This is a genomic window from Actinobacillus arthritidis (genome assembly GCF_029774155.1).
In the GTDB taxonomy this organism is placed as follows: domain Bacteria; phylum Pseudomonadota; class Gammaproteobacteria; order Enterobacterales; family Pasteurellaceae; genus Actinobacillus; species Actinobacillus arthritidis.
The window spans coordinates 1,442,237-1,463,693 of record NZ_CP103833.1 but is presented as its reverse complement, the minus strand read 5'-3'; the positions used below and the strand labels follow the sequence as shown (position 1 = coordinate 1,463,693).

Genomic DNA, 21,457 nt, shown 5'->3' with positions numbered 1-21,457 from the left:
GAAATTTGCCCCTACTGGTACGGTTTTCCGTGTTTTAACAATTAAATTTGAGAATGTTATTTTGTGAGTTTTTCTAAAAAGAATCTTCTTTCAAACGGATCAAGCGTAACGCCTTTTAGCTCGTTATGTGTCGCCACATTTTGCTGATAATACACGACAGGAATAATCGGTAGTTCATCGTGAATAATTTGGCTAACCGTTTGTTTAAGCTGTTTAGCTTGTTGAAGATCACTCTCCGTTTCGATTTTTTCTAAAGTTTGTGCGAGTAACTCGTTACTCCAGTTCATTACACCCCAATCACTACCGCCTTTCGCATAATCTTGTACAATGACACCGAACGGATCGATTGTTTTACCATAGTTCAAGGCATAGAGTGCCATTTCTAAGCTACCATCTTTATGACCAGCCGGGATTTCACTTGCATTACCAACAGAAACATTGACATCAATACCAATTTGTCGCCATTGTGCTTGAAGAATAGTGGCGATAAGTGGCAATTCCGGACGATCGGAGAAGGTTCTTAGGGTAAAGCTAAATGGCTTGCCTGCTTTATCAGTTAATTTACCGTCCTGATTAAATTGATAACCAGCGGCGGTTAGATTTTGTTTAATTTTTGTAATAGCTACGTTTTCATCTTGCGTTTCTACTCGCCAATCCGCAAAAGCTTTCGGTAAGATTTGATCGGCCGCACCATCTTTGATTTTTAATACCTGTTCAGCAATCGCTTTACGATCGATAACTTGTGAAAGCGCTTGGCGAACGACTAAATCATTAAAGAACGGTTTTGCGACATCCATTTTCATTTGAATCGTACGAGCAATTGAACTACTGGTTAAAGTTAAATTAGGATCGGTTTTTAAGCGAGCGACACTTGCCGTATCTAAATTAAAGACTAGAGAAGTTGCATCACTTTGTGCCATTAACACACGAGTTTCGCTACGGTCGCTAGCTAAGTAATTTGCCTGAAGAACTTGTGGCTTCTCTCCCCAATATTGCTCGAAACGTATGGCTTCAATTTTTTGTGGAGCCTCCACTTTTGTCGCTTTAAAAGCACCGGTACCGATCAGTTTTACCACTTCATTTTTTTCATTAAAGGCTTCGTTCGCCAAAATAATGGTTGAATAATGTGTTAAAAATGATGGAAACGGCACAAATGGTTTTGTGAGTTTGAATTTCACTTGATTCGCATTTACTGCACTAATTTCTTGAATAAACGCTTTTTGTAAAATACTTGGATGTGCCATTAAGAGCGTTAGATTTTTTACCACAGTTTGTGCAGTCACTTTCTCTCCATTATGAAAAACAGCATCACGTAATGTAAAAGTCCATTCGGTTGCGTCACTATTACTTTGCCATTCTGTTGCTAACCCTGGAGCTAATTCACCTTTTTCATTTGCTTCAACCAAGGTCTCCGCTAAGTTCATACGTTGGAAAATAATACCGGATTGGGTAGGGTGTAAACTGTTTAATTCCCAAGGCGCTACCACAGTTACTTGCGTTAATTCATCCTTTTGTGGATTTTGAGTCGCTGTTGGCTGATTATTGGTTTGGCTGTTTTGTGTAACGGATTTATCATCACAAGCTATAGTAAATAATGTGGTTGCAAGTAATGGAAGTAACCATTTTTTCATCGGAATTTCCTTTATTTTTAGTCAAGTATTTTGTAATGCCAGCAATTTTAGCACAAAACCATAAAAAAATAATATATATTAATCTATTAAATCAATAAAAAAATTAGGGGATAAAAAAGGAAAGGATTTAAAATAATGGAATAGATAAAAAAAGCGGTTATTTTGCAAAATTTCTCTACAAAATAACCGCTTTTTTAATATAGATTAATGTTCACGAGTTTTGAAGAACTCAACATCCGGATAACGTTCTTGTGCTAGGTTTAAGTTCACCATAGTCGGTGCAATATAAGTCAAGTTATCGCCACCGTCTAATGCAAGGTTTTGTTCGTTTTTGCGTTTAAACTCTTCGAATTTCTTCGCATCCTTACATTCAACCCAACGGGCAGTTGCCACGTTTACCGTTTCGTAAATCGCTTCCACGTTATATTCGGTTTTCAGACGAGAAACTACCACGTCAAACTGAAGTACACCGACCGCGCCTACAATCAAGTCATTGTTCATTAACGGACGGAATACTTGTACCGCACCTTCTTCCGAAAGTTGAACTAAACCTTTCAGCAATTGTTTTTGTTTGAGTGGGTCTTTCAAACGAATACGACGGAACAGTTCCGGTGCAAAGTTAGGAATACCGGTAAATTTCATCACTTCACCTTGAGTGAAGGTGTCGCCGATTTGGATTGTACCGTGGTTATGTAAACCGATAATATCACCGGCATAGGCTTCCTCAGCGTGTGAACGATCGCCTGCCATAAAGGTTAACGCATCGGAAATCACCACATCTTTACCGATACGTACGTGTTTGAGCTTCATTCCTTTTTCGTATTTGCCTGAAACAACACGCATAAATGCCACTCGGTCGCGGTGTTTCGGATCCATATTCGCTTGGATCTTAAATACGAAACCTGAGAATTTTTCTTCGCTTGATTCTACCGTACGCACATCGGTTTGACGTGCTTGCGGTTTTGGCGCCCATTCGGTTAACCCGTCTAGGAAATGATCCACACCGAAATTACCTAATGCAGTACCAAAAAATACCGGTGTTAATTCGCCGTTGATAAAGGCTTCGTGATCAAACTCGTTTGACGCACCTTGCACTAATTCTAATTCTTCACGTAATTGGTTCGCTAAATCATCACCGACTGCAAGCATCAAGCTCAGGGCTATTTAAGCCTTTAACAATACGTACTTCTTGAATAGTTGAGCCTTGACCAGATTGGTAAAGATAGGTTTCATCTTTAGCAATATGATATACGCCTTTAAATAATTTTCCGCGACCGATAGGCCATGTAATCGGCGCACAACGAATTTTTAGGACGCTTTCCACTTCATCTAATAACTCCATCGGATCACGAATATCACGGTCGAGTTTGTTCATAAAAGTCAAAATCGGTGTATCACGCAGACGTGTCACTTCCATTAATTTAATCGTACGTTCCTCAACACCTTTGGCACTATCGATAACCATTAAGCGACTATCTACTGCGGTGAGTGTACGATATGTATCTTCAGAGAAGTCTTCGTGTCCGGGTGTATCTAATAAATTAACTAAACAATCATTGTAAGGAAATTGCATAACAGACGTTGTAATAGAGATACCACGTTGTTTTTCCATTTCCATCCAGTCGGATTTAGCGTGTGCGCTTGAGCCTTTGCCCTTTACTGAACCGGCGGTTTGGATAGCGTTTCCGTAAAGTAAAACTTTTTCGGTAATCGTAGTTTTACCCGCATCGGGGTGAGAAATAATCGCAAAGGTGCGACGCTTATTAACTTCTTGTGGGTATGACATATTTTTCTCTAAGATTAAAATGAAAAAGGGTGGACAAGCCACCTTAAAAATATGTGTTATTTTCGCTGATTTATGCGTTGAGGACAACCTAACCGGGCAAATTTCTTTAAATTGAATGACAAGCGGTTCGATTTACTGCAAAATTTACCAAAAACAAATAATTCTTATTTAATTTTTATAAAGGAGAAGCCAATGGATTGGTTTATATACGTATTACGTAATACATTTAATTATCAAGGGAGGGCAAAACGTGCTGAATTTATTTGGTTTATATTAATCTATGAGTTGAGTAACTGGATTATTATTCTCATTGCGAAAATCACATTTGCTTTACGTTTGCCACAAATGACTTCTGGGATCAATATTTTCAATGATTTGTTAGAGCTTATGCTTTTATTACCGATGTCTGCGGTTAGCGTTAGACGCTTACATGATTTAGGTTATTCTGGTTGGTGGCAGTTACCTTTAATCATGATAAATATACTGGGGATGATGCTTATTTATTTACCTGATGAGTTTTCGTCTATGATATTTAATCATCATTTAGGTAGAATAAGTCTATTGTTTTGCTTAGGGATTTATATTTTGCAGATAGGCTTTTTAATGATTAAAAAGGGACAACCGTTTATAAATCGATATGGAAAACCTCACACAGAAATAAATCACAATAAATAAAAGGAGAATTTATGCCTTGGTTTGTATATAGCTTAAAAAACAGTTTAAATTTTAAGGGGCGAGCAAGACGTAGGGAATACGCTTGGTTTTATTTAGTAAATGTTATTATTAGTTTCATTATCGGTATTTTAGCCGGTGTGGCTATTTCTTTAGGCTTGGAAAATATTGCATACGGATTTGATATTTTGTTTACAATTTATCAAATGCTTATTTTTCTGACTGCGACCAGTTTAACCACTCGCCGTTTACACGATTTAGGTTGGTCCGGTTGGTGGCAATTAGGACTTTACCTCCTCACAATCTTACTCGTTTTAGTGAGTATTTTTGCCTTGGATCAGGAAATGAGTGGTGCGATAACAGTGGGGGAATGGGCTGTTTATATTGCTACATTTATAATGTTGATTGTCATAGTGGTGTTTAGTTTATTGCTGTTATTTAAAGACGGACAACGTTTTACTAATAAATATGGCGAAGATCCGAAAGCGGTTAAAAAGAGTAATGAAGCCACAAATTCCTTAACCGTATAAAATCGGTTAAAAAAGGGCATTTTCCTTGTAGAAAATGCCCTTTTTGCCTACAATAACGGCTTTTCATTTTAGGGCTTTTCCCTGTTAATCAAATAGGACAGAGAATGTCACACATTAAACTTATCGTAGGATTAGCCAATCCGGGGACGAAATACGAAGATACTCGTCACAATGCCGGTGAATGGCTAATTAATGAAATTGCCCGTCAATTTAATGTCAGTTTAAAAGAAGAAGCGAAATTCTTTGGCAAAGTGGCGAAAATTAATGCGCAAGCGGTGAAGTTCGTTTACTTGTACCAACGACCTTTATGAATTTAAGCGGTAAAGCAGTCGGGGCTTTAGCAAATTTCTATCGAATTAAACCGGAAGAAATTTTAGTTGCTCATGATGAATTAGATTTACCGCCGGGTGTGGCGAAAATTAAGCAGGGCGGTGGGCATGGCGGTCATAACGGTTTAAAAGATATTATTGCCAGCCTTGGTAATAGTAATAATTTTTACCGTGTACGTATTGGTATTGGGCATCCGGGCAGTAAAGAATTGGTTGCCGGTTATGTATTGGGGAAACCAAGTCCGCAAGATCAAGAAAAAATTAATGCGGCGGTGGATGAAGCCGGTCGCTGTGTCGATGTTCTATTTAAAGACGGTGTGACGAAAGCAACCAATCGTCTCAACGGTTTTAAAGCATAATATTATTTGTCACGGAAGAATACTTGGTGGCATAAACAAGCGGTTATTTTCTTTTAGAAATTTGCAAATTTTTAGCAAAATCAGATCGCTTGTTATTTTCAAGATTCTTCTGTGTATTCCGTGAAAATTAAGAGGAAATTATGGGATTTAAATGTGGTATCGTGGGTTTACCGAATGTAGGTAAATCAACCCTTTTCAATGCGTTAACCAAAGCCGGTATTGAAGCGGCTAACTATCCGTTCTGTACGATCGAACCGAATACCGGTGTCGTACCGATGCCGGATCCACGCTTAGACGCATTAGCAGAAATCGTTAAACCTGAGCGTGTACTCCCAACCACAATGGAATTTGTGGATATTGCCGGTTTAGTTGCCGGTGCAAGTAAAGGTGAAGGTTTAGGTAATAAATTCTTAGCCAATATTCGTGAAACGGATGCGATTGGTCATGTGGTACGTTGTTTTGAAAATGACGATATCGTACACGTTGCCGGTAAAATTGATCCGGCGGATGATATTGAAATCATCAATACCGAACTTGCATTAGCGGATTTAGACAGTCGCGAACGTGCGATTCAACGTTTACAAAAACGTGCGAAGGGCGGCGATAAAGACGCAAAATTTGAATTATCAATTATGGAAAAAATCTTACCGGTGCTTGAAAATGCCGGTATGATTCGTTCGGTTGATTTAGATAAAGACGAATTACACGCAATCAAAGGTTATAACTTCTTAACCTTAAAACCGACCATGTACATTGCGAACGTGAATGAAGATGGTTTTGAAAATAACCCATATTTAGATCGTGTACGTGAAATCGCTGAAAAAGAAGGTGCGGTAGTGGTGCCGGTATGTGTCGCGATTGAATCGGAAATTGCCGAATTAGATGACGAAGAAAAAGTCGAGTTTTTACAAGACTTAGGTATTGAAGAACCAGGTCTAAACCGTGTAATTCGTGCCGGTTACCGTTTATTAAACTTACAAACTTACTTTACCGCAGGTGTAAAAGAAGTACGAGCTTGGACCGTTTCTGTCGGTGCAACCGCGCCAAAAGCGGCAGTTATTCATACCGACTTTGAGAAAGGTTTTATCCGTGCGGAAGTGATCGCTTACGATGATTTTATTCAGTTTAAAGGCGAAAACGGTGCGAAAGATGCCGGTAAATGGCGTTTAGAAGGTAAAGATTATATCGTACAAGATGGCGATGTAATGCACTTCCGCTTTAACGTGTAATTTGCCAAAAATTATGTAAATTTGACCGCTTGTGACATATCGCAAGCGGTTATTTTTTAATGGAAATTGACGATGGAACTTAAAATTCCCCCTCCTTTGTTATTTGCTATCGCCTCATTAGCGATTTATTTCCTTCCGCATAGCAGTATTTATTTTATCCCTAAATTTTTGAGTTATATTTTGCTATTACTTGCTTTTCTTATTGGTGGAATGAGTGTTTATACTTTTTGGCAAGTCAAAACCACATTAACGCCGTTAGATCCGAAGCAAACCTCTCAATTAGTGGTTAAAGGCATTTATCGTGTAAGTCGCAATCCGATGTATCTTTCCCTAGTGTTACTGTTATCCGCTTTGACAATTTGGCTACCCAGTTATTGGGGTTTTCTGGTTATTATCGGGTTTATACTTTATTTAAACCGCTTCCAAATTATGCCGGAAGAACGAGCGTTAACTGAAAAATTCGGGCAAGATTTTGTTAGTTATCAAGATAAAGTCCGTAGATGGTTATAAAATAAAAAACTGAGTGGGTTTATTGTTATTTGGATACAATTAATGGACATATCCGGCATCAATATCTGCATCCGGATTAATCTTGTCGTATTTCTGTTCTTTGGTTTTACCGGTATAAATTTCCGGATTTTCCGCTCCCTCGACAATTAGCTTACCTTTTGCCCCTTTATCGGTTCTAAAAATACTATGATCAATAAAGGTATATTCGCCCGGTACTTTCATTTCCATTTCAACTACGCTGACGCCACCAGCCGGAATCAGCGTGGTTTGCACGTGATGATTTTTAAGTGAACCGCCTTCAACATAGACCGTATCAAAAGGCTTACCGATTAAATGGAACGAAGAAATTTTATTTGGTCCGGCATTGCCAATAAACATACGCACTTTTTCGCCAACTTTGGCTTTTAAGGCATTTTCCCCCATAGTTGAGCCGACTTTACCATTAAATACAACATAATCAGGTAATTCATAACTCGCTTTTGTCATATCGAAAATTTTTAGATCGGGATTAGTCCCCTCTTTTACATAAAATTCGTTTTGCATTAAATAAAATTCTCTATCGACTTTCGGTAAGCCCTCTTTAGGTTCAACAAGCATTAAACCAAACATACCTTTGCCTAAATGTACCGAAACCGGATCGGCACCGCAATGGTATAAATATAATCCCGGTGACATTGCACGAAAGGCAAACGTTGTTTGCTTACCGATTTCGGTTAAACTTGCTTTTGCCCCACCGTCCGGTGCGGCAGAGTGAAAATCAACCGCATGTGCCATTTTGCCGTTTGCCGGATTGGACACTTGTACTTCTACCATATCGCCCTCACGAACACGAATAAAAGGTGCCGGTGTTGAACCGTTGAATGTCCAATATTTAAATTTGACTCCTTTTTCAATTTCCATCACTTTTTCTAGTGTTTCTAGTTTTACTAGCACTTTTGCCGGTGTATTGCGTGTTAACGGCTTGGGAACATTCGGTGCAACGGTTAATTCTGCCTCAATAGTCGGTAGATTTTTAACCGGAATTAAATTTGGATTTTCAGCTATCGTTTGTTCTGCCATTAGGGGAGTACTCGCTAAAAATGTTGCCAAGCAGAGGGTAATAAGTGACTTTTTCATTGCTAATTCCTTTATGTATGAAACCTTCGTTTAAATTATAATGACTAAAATCAACAAGCGGTAGAATTTGAAATAGTTTTTGCAAAACTAAACCGTTTTAGCTAAGATAAATTAACTATTTTTGACTATTAAAGAGAACATAATTATGGGTAAGATTTGGGTTACCGGCGATGCGGTGGTGGATTTAATTCCTGACGGTGAAAATCACTATTTAAAATGTGCAGGTGGTGCGCCGGCAAACGTTGCGGTGGGTGTTTCACGTTTAGGTGTAGAAGCTGGTTTTATTGGTCGAGTAGGTTTAGATCCGCTTGGCAAATTTATGCGACAAACGCTTAATGCGGAAAAAGTTTCGACAGAACATATGATCCTCGATCCAAAACAACGTACTTCTACGGTAATTGTTGGTTTAGATGACGGTGAACGCGACTTTACCTTTATGGTGAACCCGAGTGCGGATCAATTTCTTGAAGTCAGTGATTTACCGACCTTCCAAAAAGGCGATTTCCTACACTGTTGCTCTATCGCACTTATCAATGACCCTTCACGTTCTACCACAATTGAAGCGATTCGCCGTGTAAAAGAAGCGGGCGGTTTCTTCTCATTTGACCCGAATTTACGTGAATCACTCTGGGCTAGCCTTGAAGAAATGAAACAAGTGGTAAATAGCGTGGTAGCGATGGCGGACGTACTTAAATTCTCTGAAGAAGAATTAACGCTATTAACCAATACCACTACACTTGAACAAGCGACTCAGGTGATTACCGCACAATATCCGGAGAAATTAATCATTATCACTTTAGGTAAAGACGGGGCGATTTATCACTTAAACGGTAACAGTCAAGTAGTTGCCGGCAAAGCGTTAAAACCGGTTGATACCACCGGTGCCGGTGACGCATTCGTAAGCGGCTTACTTGCCGGTTTATCACAAGTTGCGGATTGGAAAGATGAAAGCGTATTAGTGGATGTTATTCGTAAAGCAAACGCTTCAGGTGCTTTAGCGACAACCGCAAAAGGTGCAATGTCAGCATTACCAAATAAAGTAGAACTAGAAGCATTTTTAGCACAATAATCACAACAAGCGGTGAAATTTCACCGCTTTTTTGCAATTTAGGATTTTACTATGCAGATTTTCAATAACGGCAAATACAAAAGTCTTCACGCAACAGAACAAGGCGAATTAGCGACAATCCGCCAAACCGTACTTTCGGATAAGGATTTCTATCCGACCTACCATTTAGCACCACAAACCGGTTTATTTAACGATCCGAACGGTTTAATTTTTGACGGTGAGAAATACCATATCTTCGCACAATGGTTCCCTTATGATGCCTTGCATGGAATGAAACATTGGGAGCATTTTATTACCCGTGATTTTCAAACTTTTGAAAAATCCGACCGCTTGATCCCAGATGAAATGTTTGAATCACATGGTTGTTATTCAGGCGGTGCGATTATGTGGCAAGACAAAATTGTGGCGTTTTATACCGGTAATACTCGCCGTGCCAGCGATAACCAACGTGTTCCGCACCAAAATATTGCGATTTTTGATAAATCGGGCAAATTATTGGAAAAACGTTGCATTATCGATCAAGCACCGGCTGGTTATACCGAACATGTTCGTGATCCTAAACCGTTTGTGACTGCAGAAGGCAAAATTCGCTTTGTGCTTGGTGCACAACGTGAGAACCTTACCGGAACTTGCTTAGTGTATGAAATGGATGATCTGGATAGCACGCCTCGTTTAATTTCCGAATTAGCAGTAAAGGACTTTGATAACAGCAATGTGTTTATGTGGGAATGTCCGGATCTGTTCCAACTTGGCGGTAAAGATGTGTTTGTTTGGTCACCACAAGGCAAATTACGTGAAGCACACCGCTTCCAAAACAATTATCACGCGACCTATGCGCTGGGCAAATTAGAGGGGAGCAACCTAACAGCCGAGCATATTGAAGAACTAGACTACGGTTTTGATTTCTATGCTCCGCAATCGGTACAAAATTCTGATCGTATCGTATTCGGTTGGGTCGGCTTACCGGATTTAACCTATCCGACTGATAAATATAAATGGCATTCAACCCTAAGCCTGCCACGTCAAATGAAAGTCGCAAACGGTAAAATTCAGCAAACACCAATCGTTCAACTCGCCGCAAAACAAGCGGTCGAAATTGAGCAAAAAATTGCAATCGACAATCTGGATACAGCTTATTTGCAAATTTCTGTCGAAAATCAACCGCTTACATTAAACTTCTTTACTAATGATAAAGGGCAAACATTGAGCCTACGCTATGAAAACGGTTTATTAACGTTAGATCGCAGTGCGACAGAGCAAACCGAGCTAATGGAAAAATTTGGTAGTCAGCGTCATTGTGAAGTAGAGAAACTCGACAGCCTAGAGATTTTCTTTGACCGTTCGGTGGTAGAAATTTTCATCAATGGCGGAGAAAAAGTGATGACATCACGATTCTTTATTGCAAATCGAATCAATCTGTTAGAAACTTCTCGTCCGTTAACCGTACAACTTGCCCAAGTGCAGGCAATTCAAATCCAAAATTAAAATAATAAGGCACAAGAAAAGCTTGTGCCGTTTTACTTCCATACGAAAATTATTTTTAAGGAAAAAACCGTGGAATCAAAACCTAAAAAACGTCTAACGCTCAATGATATTGCCGCCCTCAGCGGAGTATCAAAAACGACTGCGAGTATGATTCTTAACGGTAAAAGCGATGACTTTCGTATCAAGCCTGAAACTCGCCAAAAAGTACAAGCGATCGCTGAACAATACGGTTATCGTGCCAATGTTTATGCCAAAGCATTACAAGCACAGCGTTCTAACGTTATTGGCTTGGTGATTCCGGATCTGACCAATTATGGCTTTGCATCCACCGCTCGCAATCTTGAAAAGCTATGCCGTGAAAGCGGTTTACAGCTTGTAATTGCCTGTTCCGATGATAATCCGCAACAAGAAAAACTGGTGATAGAACGCTTATTGGATCGTCAGGTCGATCTGCTGATTACCGCTCCGACTCACCAAGATCCGAACTATTATCAAAAAATCATTCGCCATACGCCGGTACTGCATATCGACCGCCATATTCCGAATTTAGCGTTGAATTACATTATCAGCGATGACACGCCAAGTGTGGCGAAATTGGTGGAAAATATTGTACGAGCTTATCAACCGAAGGAATTTTTCTATTTAGGCGGACAACTTTCACTTTCTCCGAGTGCTTCTCGTTTAGAAGGTTTTTACGAAGGTTTAGAGCAATCACGTTTAGCGGTACAAAGCGATTGGATTTTGCATAAAGATTACCAACCGGAATCCGGTTACCAAATGCTAGCTGAAGTGGTTGAGCGTTTAGGGCGTTTGCCGGAAGCCATTTTTACCGCTTCTTATACGATTTTAGAAGGCGTGTTACGTTATTTGACCGAACACAAACAAATGGAAAAATTACTTAATCGTGAGTTACATTTAGCGACTTTTGATGATCATCATTTACTGGACGCATTACCGTTTCATATTCATTCGATTGCACAAGATCACGAACAAATTGCGTTAAGAACATTCCAACTTGTATGTGAGAAGCTACAGCGTAAAGTTATCAGCAATGCCAAAGTGGATTGTGAAATTATTTGGCGGCACTAAAACAAATCTAGTTACTTTTAAAAGGATATCCTATGGCACATTTTTATGAATATTTAGAATTTAGTAGTGATGAAGACCGTGAAAATCAGCTTGAGGTTTACGTTGATGTCAAACTTGAAGCAGAAACCGAGGAAAAACTTAAAGCACTCGGCGTACAAGGTGATTGGCTAGTGATGGCTGAGCCTTATTGTCCGGATTGTGTCGAAATCGTGGCTTACTTCCAACGTATGACAAAGCTCAATCCGAATATCAACGTGAAATACGTTTCACGTAAAGATAACAAAGAGCGTAAGTATTTTGACAGTGATGAGCAACAACAAGCGGTTATTTCTGCACAAAAAATTCCAAGTATCTTTGATATTCGCAATAATAAAACCGAATTGGTTTTATGTGAGTTTCCACAATTTCTAAAACAGAAAATGGCGGCGGAACCGGAAAAATTTGATGAACTGAAAGCCGATTTCCGTATGGGTAAATTCGGTAAACAAGTTGAAGCGGAATTGTTGGCTATTTTAACCAAAAACGCTTAATAAAACTGATACGAAAACGATTGCATAATATTTTCACTTTTTCGTAAAAACAACTTGCAATCTATAAATTTTGAGCGTATTTTAAAAAATAATTTAAGCAATTTTATATTGAGAATCTTATTATGAACTTTATCCGTACTCATCATCACCATCATTCAACCTGATATCTTTCGGGCATTTGAGTGTGGTCGGAAGATAAAAATCTTCCGAGTACGTATAAAGCACAATCGCATATCGCGACAAAATACATAACCTCTCGGAAGGCAACTTTCGAGAGGTTTTTTTATATCTGAAATTTAAACACAACATAGGAACTAACAAATGACAACGACAAACCGTTTACGTATTGCCCTACAAAAGAAAGGGCGTTTAAGCAAAGATTGTAATGAACTACTCAAGCAATGCGGCGTGAAAATCAATTGGAACGAACAGCGTTTAATCGCTTATGCGGAAAATATGCCGATTGAAATTTTACGGGTGCGTGATGACGATATTCCGGGCTTGGTTTTTGAAGGTGTAGTGGATCTCGGCATTATTGGGGAAAATGTACTGGAAGAGGAGGAACTCGGTCGCCTTGCTCGAGGCGAACAAATCGAATATAAAAAATTACGCACCTTGGATTTTGGAGGTCGCCGTTTGTCGTTAGCAATCGATCGTGACCGCAGTTATAACGGTGTGCAAGACTTTGTTAATTCACGTATTGCCACCAGCTATCCGAACTTACTCAAACGCTATATGAACGAAAAGGGCATAACGTTTAAAAGCACCTTACTGAACGGCTCTGTCGAAGTCGCACCTTCCGCCGGCTTAGCCGATGCGATTTGTGACTTGGTGTCATCCGGTGCAACCTTGGAAGCGAACGGTCTAAAAGAAGTGGAAGTGATTTATCAATCCAAAGCCTGCCTGATTCAACGAGCTGAACCGCTTTCAACCGAAAAACAAGCGTTAGTCGATCGCCTACTCACCCGTATTCAAGGCGTGCAACAAGCGGCGGAAAGTAAATACATTATGCCGCACGCCCCAAAAGATAAACTCAAAGAAATCACCGCACTTTTACCGGGCGTGGAAAACCCAACCATTCTCCCACTCGCTAATGATTCCGCCCGTGTCGCGATGCACGTAGTCAGCCAAGAAAATCTGTTTTGGGAAACCATGGAACAACTCAAAGAAATGGGCGCAAGCTCGGTATTAGTACTGCCGATTGAGAAGATGTTGGCTTAGAAATCTCCCCCTAGCCCCCTCTTTATCAAAGAGGGGGAATAAACGGAGAAAAGAAAAGCCCCCCTCTTTTGTAAAGAGGGGCTGGGGGAGATTTAAAAGAAATGAAAACGGAGAACAATATGCAAACCCTAATTTGGAAAAACTTAACCGAACAACAACGCAAAGCGGCGCTGACTCGTCCTGCAATCAGTTCCTCGCTGAATATTCAACAAGCGGTTGATGCGATTCGTGAAAACGTACTGGCAAATGGCGACAAGGCATTATTTGAGCTTTCGGAAAAATTCGACAAAGTGAAATTAGATAGCCTTGTCGTTTCAAAAGCGCAGATTCAAGCGGCAAGTGATCGTTTATCAGACGAGCTAAAACAAGCGATCCAAAATGCCAAAGCGAATATTGAAAAATTTCATACCGCACAAATTCCACAGCCAGTGGACATCGAAACTCAAGCAGGCGTGCGTTGCCAAGTGGTAACTCGCCCGATTAACCGTGTTGGCTTGTATATTCCGGGTGGCTCTGCGCCATTATTTTCGACTGTCTTAATGTTGGCGATTCCGGCAAAAATTGCAGGTTGTAAAAAAGTGGTGCTTTGCTCGCCGCCACCGATTGCGGACGCTATTCTTTACGCGCCGAACTCTGTGGCGTGGAAACCATTTACCAAGTGGGTGGTGCGCAAGCGATTGTAGCAATGGCGTTCGGTACGGAAACGGTGGCGAAAGTGGACAAAATTTTCGGGCCGGGCAACAGTTTCGTGACCGAAGCCAAACGCCAAGTTTCACAAACGGTAAACGGTGCGGCGATTGATATGCAAGCAGGGCCTTCGGAAGTGTTAGTGTTGGCGGATAAGAATGCCGATCCTGATTTTGTGGCAAGCGATTTGCTTTCCCAAGCGGAACACGGAGCGGACAGCCAAGTGATTTTGGTAACGCCAAGCGAAACGTTAGCAAAACAGACCGCACTTGCTATTGAAAACCAACTTGCAAAATTACCGAGAAAAGAGACCGCTTGCAAAGCACTAGAACACAGCCGAATTTTCATCGCCGAAAGTCTCGAACAAGCGGTCGAAATTAGCAATGAATATGCACCGGAACACTTGGTAGTTCAAGTAGAAAATGCCCGATCTTTGCTTGACCAACTCGACAACGCAGGCTCGATTTTCCTCGGGGCATATTCGCCTGAAAGTATGGGTGATTACGCCAGCGGCACCAACCACGTTCTGCCGACCTACGGTTACACCCGCACCACGTCAAGCTTAGGCTTGGCAGATTTCAGCAAACGTATGACCGTGCAAGAACTCACCCCACAAGGCTTTAAAGATTTGGCAAAAACGGTGGAAGTGATGGCGGTGACCGAACAGTTGGAAGCGCATAAACAAGCGGTTTCAATTCGATTGGCGAAGATTGCCTAGCCCCCACGTACTAACGTGCGTGGTTACGTATAATGTTGTCGCTCTGCGACAAGTAAATCGGTTGCAGAGCAACCATACAATGCTTAACCCCATACGTCCAGTATGGGGTAAAAAACAGGAACAAAATATGCAAATCTCACAACTCTCTCGAAAAAACGTTCAAGCCCTAACCCCATACCAATCGGCACGCCGTTTGGGGGGCAATGGCGATGTGTGGCTGAATGCGAATGAATATCCGACTTCACCAAACTTTGATTTACTCAATCGCACTTTTAACCGCTATCCAGAAGCCCAACCAGCCGCTGTGGTGAATGGCTACGCCCAATATGCAGGTGTAAAACCTGAAAACGTTATCGTGACCCGTGGTGGCGATGAAAGCATTGAGCTGATTATCCGAGCATTCTGCGAGCCGACTGACAGCGTGCTTTACTGCCCACCGACTTACGGAATGTACAGCGTGTCGGCGGAAACTTGCGGTATTGCACTCAAAACTGTGCCTTTAACCACAGATTTTCAGCTTAATTTGCCTGAAATCGAACATAATCTGGACGGCGTGAAAGTAGTGTTCGTTTGTAGCCCAAACAACCCAACTGGCACGCCAATCAAGAGGTCGGATTTACTCAAACTTTTGCAAATTACCGCAGGGCGAGCGATTGTGGTGGTGGACGAAGCCTACATTGAATTTTGCCCCGAGGCGACAATGGTGAGCGAGCTTGCCAATTTCCCACACTTGGCGATTGTCCGCACGCTCTCGAAAGCCTTTGCCTTAGCGGGCTTACGTTGTGGTTTTACCCTTGCTAACGAAGAATTAATCGGCGTGCTACAAAAAGTGATTGCCCCTTATCCATTACCCATACCGGTTTCCGATATCGCCGCCCAAGCCTTAACCGAACAGGGTTTAGTCGAGATGAAACAACGTGTGGCAAATGTGCTAGAAAACCGTGCGTGGTTAATCGAACAGCTTAAAACGATTCCAAACGTGGTGGAAATTTTCGATACCGAAGCTAACTATGTTCTCGTCAAATTCCAAGACGGACAAAAAGTGTTTAAAGCACTGTGGGAAAAAGGCATTATTTTGCGTGATCAGCACAAAGCATTGGGATTGCAGAATTGTATTCGTATCTCGATTGGTACAAAGGAAGAATTGGAGAGAGTAGTAGAGGCAATCAAAGCAGTCTGATGCGGAGCATCAGCACTATGCGTAACCTAGTACGTAGTGCTAGGATATGAGCAAAAACCACGCACTAACGTACGTGGTTATGCATAGTGATGTCGCTCTGCGACATTGTAAAAAGGAGAAAATATGAGCTACACCAGAAATCTATATCACATCATTTTTCGTACAAAATATGGATTGCCAAGTATTGTGGAAGAAAATGAAGAATATCTTTATCGTTACATTTGGGGCTTTGTGCGAGAACATCATTCGGTGCTTTATAGAGTGAATGGGATGCCAGATCATATTCATCTTTTGGTGGAACTGCACCCAATGCTTTCCGTAGCGGAATTTGTGCAGAAATTGAAAACCACAACCCATAAATGGATTGATGAAAATAAGCATTTATTTCCTGAATTTTATGCGTGGTCGAGAGGATATTGTTCTTTGACCTATTGCGAACGAGATAAAGCAAAAATCATCAATTACATTAAAAATCAGAAAGAACACCATAAAACGCAAAATTTTGTTGATGAGACCAAATTCTTACTGACTGAAGCAGGCATTGAAATCAACGAAAAATTTTTTGAAAAAGATCTATAGCGATACAGAGTATCGCCACTATGCTTAGCCTAGCACGAGAGTGCTAGGAAACAGGAGAACCAATATGCAACCAACCCTTTTCATCGACCGTGACGGCACGCTGATTGACGAGCCGAAAACTGATTTCCAAATTGATAGCTTGGAGAAACTCAAACTGGAACGCAATGTGATTCCTGCGTTACTGAAATTAAAAGATCACTACCGTTTTGTGATGGTCAGCAATCAGGACGGTTTAGGTACGGATTCGTTTCCACAAGAAGATTTCGACAAACCGCACAATGCGATGTTAGAGATTTTCCGCTCGCAAGGCATTGAATTTGATGCGATTTTGATTTGTCCACACAAGCCGGAAGATAATTGCGATTGCCGTAAACCAAAGATCAAATTGCTGAAAAAATATATCGACAAAAATTTGTTCGATCCCGACCGCAGTTTTGTGATCGGCGACCGTGCCACCGATGTGCAACTGGCGGAAAATCTCGGCATTCAGGCGTTGCAATATCACCCTGAAAAATTGGATTGGGATCTGATTGTGGAAAAATTATTGCCAAAAACGACCGCTTGTGAACGCCCGTCCCGCTATGCGGAAGTGGTTCGCACCACCAAAGAAACTGATATCAAAGTGCAAGTGTGGTTGGACGAAACTGGCATAAACCAAATCAGCACAGGCGTGGGCTTTTTCGATCATATGCTCGACCAAATCGCCACGCACGGCGGTTTTAGAATGAACGTGCAATGCAAAGGCGACTTGTGGATTGACGAACACCACACCGTTGAAGACACCGCACTTGCCCTCGGCACAGCATTAAAACAGGCATTAGGCGACAAACGTGGCATTCAACGCTTCGGCTTTGTGCTACCAATGGACGAATGCAAAGCGGAATGCACAATGGATTTATCGGGTCGCCCATACTTCAAATTTAAAGCGAAATTCAAACGAGAAAAAGTGGGCGATTTCAGCACTGAAATGACCGAACATTTCTTCCAATCGATCGCCTACACCCTAATGGCAACGCTCCACCTGAAAACCAAAGGCGACAACGACCACCACAAAATCGAAAGCCTATTCAAAGTATTCGGCAGAACCCTAAGACAGTGCATTAAAGTGGACGGGAATGAATTGCCGAGTAGTAAGGGAATGTTGTGATTTGACTGCAAAATGCCCTACACTAGCGTGTAGGGTTACGCATAGTGCGGTTGCTCCGCAACCAATCTAGTTTGTCGCAGAGCGACAATATAATGCGTAACCTAGCATATCAATGCTAGGTAAAAAGTGTAGTGAAATTTTTCAAAGTTTTTGTGGAATTTGACCGCTTGTATCTAAGGAGTAAATTGTGTCAGAAAAAAAAGATTGTACAAAAAATAGTAAATGCTATTTAAAAATATGCAACTTTATAAAAGAAATATACGACTTTATACAAAACAATAAATGGTATGTTTTATTAGTTGTTGGATTATTAGGTTTATATTTTTATCAATTTCACGGTGGGTTATCATCTGAAAGCGAAAAATGGGATCATTTTGGTAGTTATATTGGCGGTATCTTTTCAGCTGTTACGCTATTAAGTGTTTTACATGGAATGCAATTAGAACGTAAACGTTTTAATGATCAAAAAATAGAATTTGAAAATGAAAAGAAAGAACAAGAAGAACGAAGAAGAAAAGAGGATTTTGAACGTACTTTTTTTATGATGCTGGAACAGCATAATGAAACATTAAGATTTTTAGAAAATAAAGACTATGGGAAACCGCAGAAAATAGGTATAAGTAATATACTCAATAAAAGAAGTATTGTTGATAATGTTTACTACTATCTGATTAGAAATATAAATAAATTTAGAACAGTTCGTTTATGTCTTAAAAATGATGTTTACTATGCTGATATAAATGCTTATTTTATAAATCTATATAGAATATTAAAGTTTATATACAAGTATAAAGAAATAAATATAGATAATGAATATTCTTCTTTGCTTCGTAGTTTTCTGTCTAGAAAAATGTTACTTATCCTAGCTTACCATCTTTGTGAAAGAAATAATGATTATAAGCAATTCAAGTTATATATAAATGAATTTTCTTTTTTAGAGCATATTGATTTTATTGGATTGGAAAAAGATTTTATTAGTAATTGTGTATTTAATTATATAGAATCAAAAGATGTTTATAATGATATAGAATATATATTTTCTAATGTTGATTCGAAAAGTTTAGATGATTTAATTTTATATATTAAACAGTCTAAAAATTATAATGATGATGCGTATGAGTTTTTAATAAATATAGTTTCTCGTAAAAAAGGTAAGTTTACTTGCAATTCTCTAATGAAAGAACCCCATTTTAATTGCATTAAAGATCACTTATTCATACATATTATAAGAAATTTTGATAAAAATTGTTTTTTAGGAAACAAAGTAGCAGAATCTGCTTATGATGTATATTATGATTTAATTTTGCAGGAAGCCAAATGACCAACCTAATAATCATCAACACAGGCTGTGCAAACCTGTCATCGGTAAAATTTGCATTCGACCGCTTGGGTATTCAGGCGGAGATTAGTCGAGATTTAGATAAAATCAAATCAGCGGATAAGTTGCTGTTGCCCGGAGTGGGGATGGTTGCAGTACGCGATGAAGATTTTGCAAGATCGTGATTTGGTTGACACGATCCGCAATGCCACTCAGCCAATGCTTGGTATTTGTTTGGGAATGCGACTAATGACTGAATTTTCAGCTGAAGGCAATGTGGGAACGCTTGGGCTTATGAGTGGCAAAACCGAGTTAATTCCAAACACTGGTTTGCCGTTGCCACATATGGGCTGGAACAAGGTTCAGTATCAAACCGACCACCCGTTATTCCACGGTATTGAGCAAAACAGTCATTTCTATTTTGTGCATAGCTATGCGGTGTTGCCAAATGAAAATACCATTGCCACTGCCGATTACGGCGTGCCTTTCTCGGTCGCGATTGCGAGCAAAAACTTCTACGGCGTGCAGTTCCACCCCGAGCGTTCGGGCAAAAATGGTGCGATGTTGTTGAAGAATTTTGTGGAGCTTATTTAGTGCCTCATACTGCCGTATGAGGTTACGCATAGTGCGGTTGCTCCGCAACCAATTTTGTTTGTCGCAGAGCGACAATACAATTATTAACCTAGCACGGTTAGTGCTAGGCATACAGGAAACAAACACAATGAAAAAATCCATAATTATCCCCGCCCTTGACCTGATTGACGGCAATGTGGTGCGGTTACATCAGGGCGATTACGCTAAACAAACCACCTATTCCGATAACCCGATTGAGCAGTTCGCTAGTTATCTTGAGCAAGGGGCGGAGCAGTTGCATTTGGTAGATCTGACGGGAGCGAAAGATCCTGCGAAAAGACAGACCGCACTTATCGGTAAAATTATTGCGGCGACAAATTGCCAAATCCAAGTGGGCGGTGGGATTCGCACCGAGCAAGACGTGGCGGATCTATTAGCAGTGGGGGCAAATCGTGTCGTGATTGGCTCAACCGCCGTGAAAGATCGAGCAATGGTCAAAGGCTGGTTTGAAAAATACGGAGCGGAGAAATTTGTACTGGCGTTAGACGTGAACATTGACGCAAGCGGTCAAAAAATCATTGCGATTAGCGGTTGGCAAGAGGCGAGTGGTGTATCACTCGAAGAGCTGATCGAAGATTATCAAGCGGTCGGCTTACAGCACGTTTTATGTACTGATATTTCCCGAGATGGCACGTTAGCTGGCTCAAATGTGAATCTTTACCGTGAAATCTGTGCCAAATATCCTGAAATCCAATTCCAATCATCAGGCGGAATCGGCTCACTTGACGACATCAAGGCGTTAAAAGGTACAGGCGTAGCGGGTGTAATCGTTGGGCGAGCGTTGTTAGAAGGAAAATTTAATGTAGTGGAGGCAATTGAATGTTGGCAAAACGGATAATCCCTTGTTTGGACGTGCGTGACGGTCAGGTGGTAAAAGGCGTGCAGTTCCGCAACCACGAAATTATTGGCGATATCGTACCGCTTGCGAAACGCTATGCGGAAGAAGGGGCGGACGAGTTGGTGTTTTACGACATCACCGCTTCATCAGACGGTCGCACGGTGGATAAAAGCTGGGTGGAGCGAGTGGCACAAGTGATCGATATTCCGTTTTGTGTGGCAGGCGGGATCAAAACCCTTGAAGATGCGGAAAAATTGTTCGCATTCGGGGCTGATAAAATCTCGATCAATTCCCCCGCCCTTGCCGATCCGAATTTGATTACCGCATTGGCAGATCGCTTTGGCGTGCAAGCGGTGGTAGTCGGTATTGATAGCTGGTTTGAAAAAGAAACTGGTAAGTACTGGGTCAATCAGTACACCGGAGATGAAAAACGTACTCGCCAAACCAACTGGCAACTGCTCGACTGGGTGCAAGAAGTGCAAAAACGTGGCGCAGGCGAAATCGTGCTAAATATGATGAACCAAGACGGTGTGCGTAATGGCTACGATTTAACCCAACTCAAATTAGTGCGTGAAGTGTGCAAGGTGCCGTTAATCGCCTCTGGTGGTGCAGGCGAAATGGTGCATTTCCGAGATGCTTTTACCCAAGCCAACGTGGACGGAGCATTGGCGACAAGTGTGTTCCACAAGCGGATTATTGAGATTGGGGAGTTGAAAGAATATCTTGGGAAAGCTGGTGTGGAAGTTCGGAAGTGAGCGGTATGGACGCCACGCTTGGCGTCCACAAATAGTTAAATTTTTA

General features: G+C 40.9%; 17 protein-coding genes, 4 pseudogenes and 1 other annotated feature. Of the genes and pseudogenes, 18 read left to right on the top strand and 3 right to left on the bottom strand.

What is annotated here, in order from left to right:
• Window positions 1–56: 56 nt before the first annotated feature.
• Window positions 57–1,631, bottom strand: a complete 1,575-nt coding sequence (locus tag NYR89_RS06815) for an ABC transporter substrate-binding protein (RefSeq protein ID WP_279445230.1) — start codon at window positions 1,629–1,631, stop codon at window positions 57–59.
• 204 nt (window positions 1,632–1,835) lie between these two features.
• Window positions 1,836–3,417 (bottom strand): annotated as a pseudogene (gene prfC, locus NYR89_RS06810) (peptide chain release factor 3).
• A gap of 192 nt (window positions 3,418–3,609) precedes the next feature.
• Between prfC and NYR89_RS06805 the strand changes: the two are divergent.
• From NYR89_RS06805 to NYR89_RS06785, 5 genes and pseudogenes are all read left to right on the top strand, one after another.
• Window positions 3,610–4,092, top strand: coding sequence for a DUF805 domain-containing protein (locus NYR89_RS06805; RefSeq protein ID WP_279445229.1), 483 nt, complete (start codon window positions 3,610–3,612; stop codon window positions 4,090–4,092).
• Window positions 4,093–4,103: 11 nt separating this feature from the next.
• Window positions 4,104–4,619, top strand: coding sequence for a DUF805 domain-containing protein (locus NYR89_RS06800; protein WP_279445228.1), 516 nt, complete (start codon window positions 4,104–4,106; stop codon window positions 4,617–4,619).
• Window positions 4,620–4,723: 104 nt separating this feature from the next.
• Window positions 4,724–5,307, top strand: a pseudogene (gene pth, locus NYR89_RS06795) (aminoacyl-tRNA hydrolase).
• 140 nt (window positions 5,308–5,447) lie between these two features.
• Complete coding sequence (ychF, locus tag NYR89_RS06790; protein ID WP_279445227.1) at window positions 5,448–6,536, top strand: redox-regulated ATPase YchF; 1,089 nt, start codon at window positions 5,448–5,450, stop codon at window positions 6,534–6,536.
• Window positions 6,537–6,608: 72 nt separating this feature from the next.
• Complete coding sequence (locus tag NYR89_RS06785; protein ID WP_279445226.1) at window positions 6,609–7,046, top strand: methyltransferase family protein; 438 nt, start codon at window positions 6,609–6,611, stop codon at window positions 7,044–7,046.
• Window positions 7,047–7,085: 39 nt separating this feature from the next.
• On the opposite strand, the gene nirK is transcribed toward NYR89_RS06785, so the two are convergent.
• Complete coding sequence (nirK, locus tag NYR89_RS06780; protein ID WP_279445225.1) at window positions 7,086–8,162, bottom strand: copper-containing nitrite reductase; 1,077 nt, start codon at window positions 8,160–8,162, stop codon at window positions 7,086–7,088.
• 145 nt (window positions 8,163–8,307) lie between these two features.
• Here nirK and NYR89_RS06775 point away from each other — a divergent pair, with 145 nt between their 5' ends.
• The 13 genes and pseudogenes from NYR89_RS06775 (at window position 8,308) to hisF (ending at window position 21,411) form a co-directional block, all read left to right on the top strand.
• Window positions 8,308–9,231, top strand: a complete 924-nt coding sequence (locus tag NYR89_RS06775) for an aminoimidazole riboside kinase (protein ID WP_279445224.1) — start codon at window positions 8,308–8,310, stop codon at window positions 9,229–9,231.
• A 51-nt stretch (window positions 9,232–9,282) separates the two neighbouring features.
• Entirely contained in the window at window positions 9,283–10,716 is a 1,434-nt protein-coding gene (locus tag NYR89_RS06770) for a glycoside hydrolase family 32 protein (RefSeq protein WP_279445223.1), read from the top strand.
• 69 nt (window positions 10,717–10,785) lie between these two features.
• Window positions 10,786–11,805 carry a LacI family DNA-binding transcriptional regulator gene (locus tag NYR89_RS06765; protein WP_279445222.1) on the top strand — a complete coding sequence of 340 codons (1,020 nt, stop codon included), beginning with the start codon at window positions 10,786–10,788 and terminating at the stop codon, window positions 11,803–11,805.
• A gap of 32 nt (window positions 11,806–11,837) precedes the next feature.
• On the top strand, window positions 11,838–12,335 hold the full coding sequence (locus NYR89_RS06760; protein WP_279445221.1) for a thioredoxin family protein: 498 nt from the start codon (window positions 11,838–11,840) through the stop codon (window positions 12,333–12,335).
• A 142-nt stretch (window positions 12,336–12,477) separates the two neighbouring features.
• Window positions 12,478–12,621 (top strand) — a sequence feature (His leader region).
• A gap of 35 nt (window positions 12,622–12,656) precedes the next feature.
• Window positions 12,657–13,556 (top strand): ATP phosphoribosyltransferase, encoded by a 900-nt coding sequence (gene hisG / locus NYR89_RS06755; protein ID WP_279445220.1) that lies wholly within the window; start codon window positions 12,657–12,659, stop codon window positions 13,554–13,556.
• Between the two features lie 119 nt (window positions 13,557–13,675).
• Window positions 13,676–14,961 (top strand): annotated as a pseudogene (gene hisD, locus NYR89_RS06750) (histidinol dehydrogenase).
• Window positions 14,962–15,088: 127 nt separating this feature from the next.
• A complete protein-coding gene (gene hisC / locus NYR89_RS06745) occupies window positions 15,089–16,141 on the top strand; it encodes a histidinol-phosphate transaminase (RefSeq protein WP_279446659.1) in 1,053 nt (350 codons plus the stop codon).
• 123 nt (window positions 16,142–16,264) lie between these two features.
• Window positions 16,265–16,720, top strand: coding sequence for an IS200/IS605 family transposase (gene tnpA / locus NYR89_RS06740; protein WP_279445219.1), 456 nt, complete (start codon window positions 16,265–16,267; stop codon window positions 16,718–16,720).
• A gap of 64 nt (window positions 16,721–16,784) precedes the next feature.
• Window positions 16,785–17,867, top strand: coding sequence for a bifunctional histidinol-phosphatase/imidazoleglycerol-phosphate dehydratase HisB (gene hisB / locus NYR89_RS06735; RefSeq protein ID WP_279445218.1), 1,083 nt, complete (start codon window positions 16,785–16,787; stop codon window positions 17,865–17,867).
• A 187-nt stretch (window positions 17,868–18,054) separates the two neighbouring features.
• Window positions 18,055–19,188: a putative phage abortive infection protein gene (locus tag NYR89_RS06730; protein ID WP_279445217.1), complete on the top strand. Its 1,134-nt coding sequence runs from the start codon at window positions 18,055–18,057 to the stop codon at window positions 19,186–19,188.
• Window positions 19,185–19,779 (top strand): annotated as a pseudogene (hisH, locus tag NYR89_RS06725) (imidazole glycerol phosphate synthase subunit HisH). Before NYR89_RS06730 ends, hisH begins: the two are co-directional and overlap by 4 nt.
• Window positions 19,780–19,906: 127 nt before the next feature.
• Window positions 19,907–20,656, top strand: coding sequence for a 1-(5-phosphoribosyl)-5-[(5-phosphoribosylamino)methylideneamino]imidazole-4-carboxamide isomerase (hisA, locus tag NYR89_RS06720; RefSeq protein ID WP_279445216.1), 750 nt, complete (start codon window positions 19,907–19,909; stop codon window positions 20,654–20,656).
• Window positions 20,638–21,411, top strand: a complete 774-nt coding sequence (gene hisF / locus NYR89_RS06715; protein WP_279445215.1) for an imidazole glycerol phosphate synthase subunit HisF — start codon at window positions 20,638–20,640, stop codon at window positions 21,409–21,411. The genes hisA and hisF overlap by 19 nt, the downstream gene beginning before the upstream one ends.
• The last annotated feature ends 46 nt before the right edge of the window (window positions 21,412–21,457 follow it).

What these genes read in the sequence shown, in the direction of transcription:
- NYR89_RS06815 (WP_279445230.1), bottom strand. Translation starts at nt 1,631, where the DNA reads ATGAAAAAATGGTTACTTCCATTACTTGCAACCACATTATTTACTATA.
- NYR89_RS06805 (WP_279445229.1), top strand. Translation starts at nt 3,610, where the DNA reads ATGGATTGGTTTATATACGTATTACGTAATACATTTAATTATCAAGGG.
- NYR89_RS06800 (WP_279445228.1), top strand. Translation starts at nt 4,104, where the DNA reads ATGCCTTGGTTTGTATATAGCTTAAAAAACAGTTTAAATTTTAAGGGG.
- ychF (WP_279445227.1), top strand. Translation starts at nt 5,448, where the DNA reads ATGGGATTTAAATGTGGTATCGTGGGTTTACCGAATGTAGGTAAATCA.
- NYR89_RS06785 (WP_279445226.1), top strand. Translation starts at nt 6,609, where the DNA reads ATGGAACTTAAAATTCCCCCTCCTTTGTTATTTGCTATCGCCTCATTA.
- nirK (WP_279445225.1), bottom strand. Translation starts at nt 8,162, where the DNA reads ATGAAAAAGTCACTTATTACCCTCTGCTTGGCAACATTTTTAGCGAGT.
- NYR89_RS06775 (WP_279445224.1), top strand. Translation starts at nt 8,308, where the DNA reads ATGGGTAAGATTTGGGTTACCGGCGATGCGGTGGTGGATTTAATTCCT.
- NYR89_RS06770 (WP_279445223.1), top strand. Translation starts at nt 9,283, where the DNA reads ATGCAGATTTTCAATAACGGCAAATACAAAAGTCTTCACGCAACAGAA.
- NYR89_RS06760 (WP_279445221.1), top strand. Translation starts at nt 11,838, where the DNA reads ATGGCACATTTTTATGAATATTTAGAATTTAGTAGTGATGAAGACCGT.
- hisG (WP_279445220.1), top strand. Translation starts at nt 12,657, where the DNA reads ATGACAACGACAAACCGTTTACGTATTGCCCTACAAAAGAAAGGGCGT.
- hisC (WP_279446659.1), top strand. Translation starts at nt 15,089, where the DNA reads ATGCAAATCTCACAACTCTCTCGAAAAAACGTTCAAGCCCTAACCCCA.
- tnpA (WP_279445219.1), top strand. Translation starts at nt 16,265, where the DNA reads ATGAGCTACACCAGAAATCTATATCACATCATTTTTCGTACAAAATAT.
- hisB (WP_279445218.1), top strand. Translation starts at nt 16,785, where the DNA reads ATGCAACCAACCCTTTTCATCGACCGTGACGGCACGCTGATTGACGAG.
- hisA (WP_279445216.1), top strand. Translation starts at nt 19,907, where the DNA reads ATGAAAAAATCCATAATTATCCCCGCCCTTGACCTGATTGACGGCAAT.
- hisF (WP_279445215.1), top strand. Translation starts at nt 20,638, where the DNA reads ATGTTGGCAAAACGGATAATCCCTTGTTTGGACGTGCGTGACGGTCAG.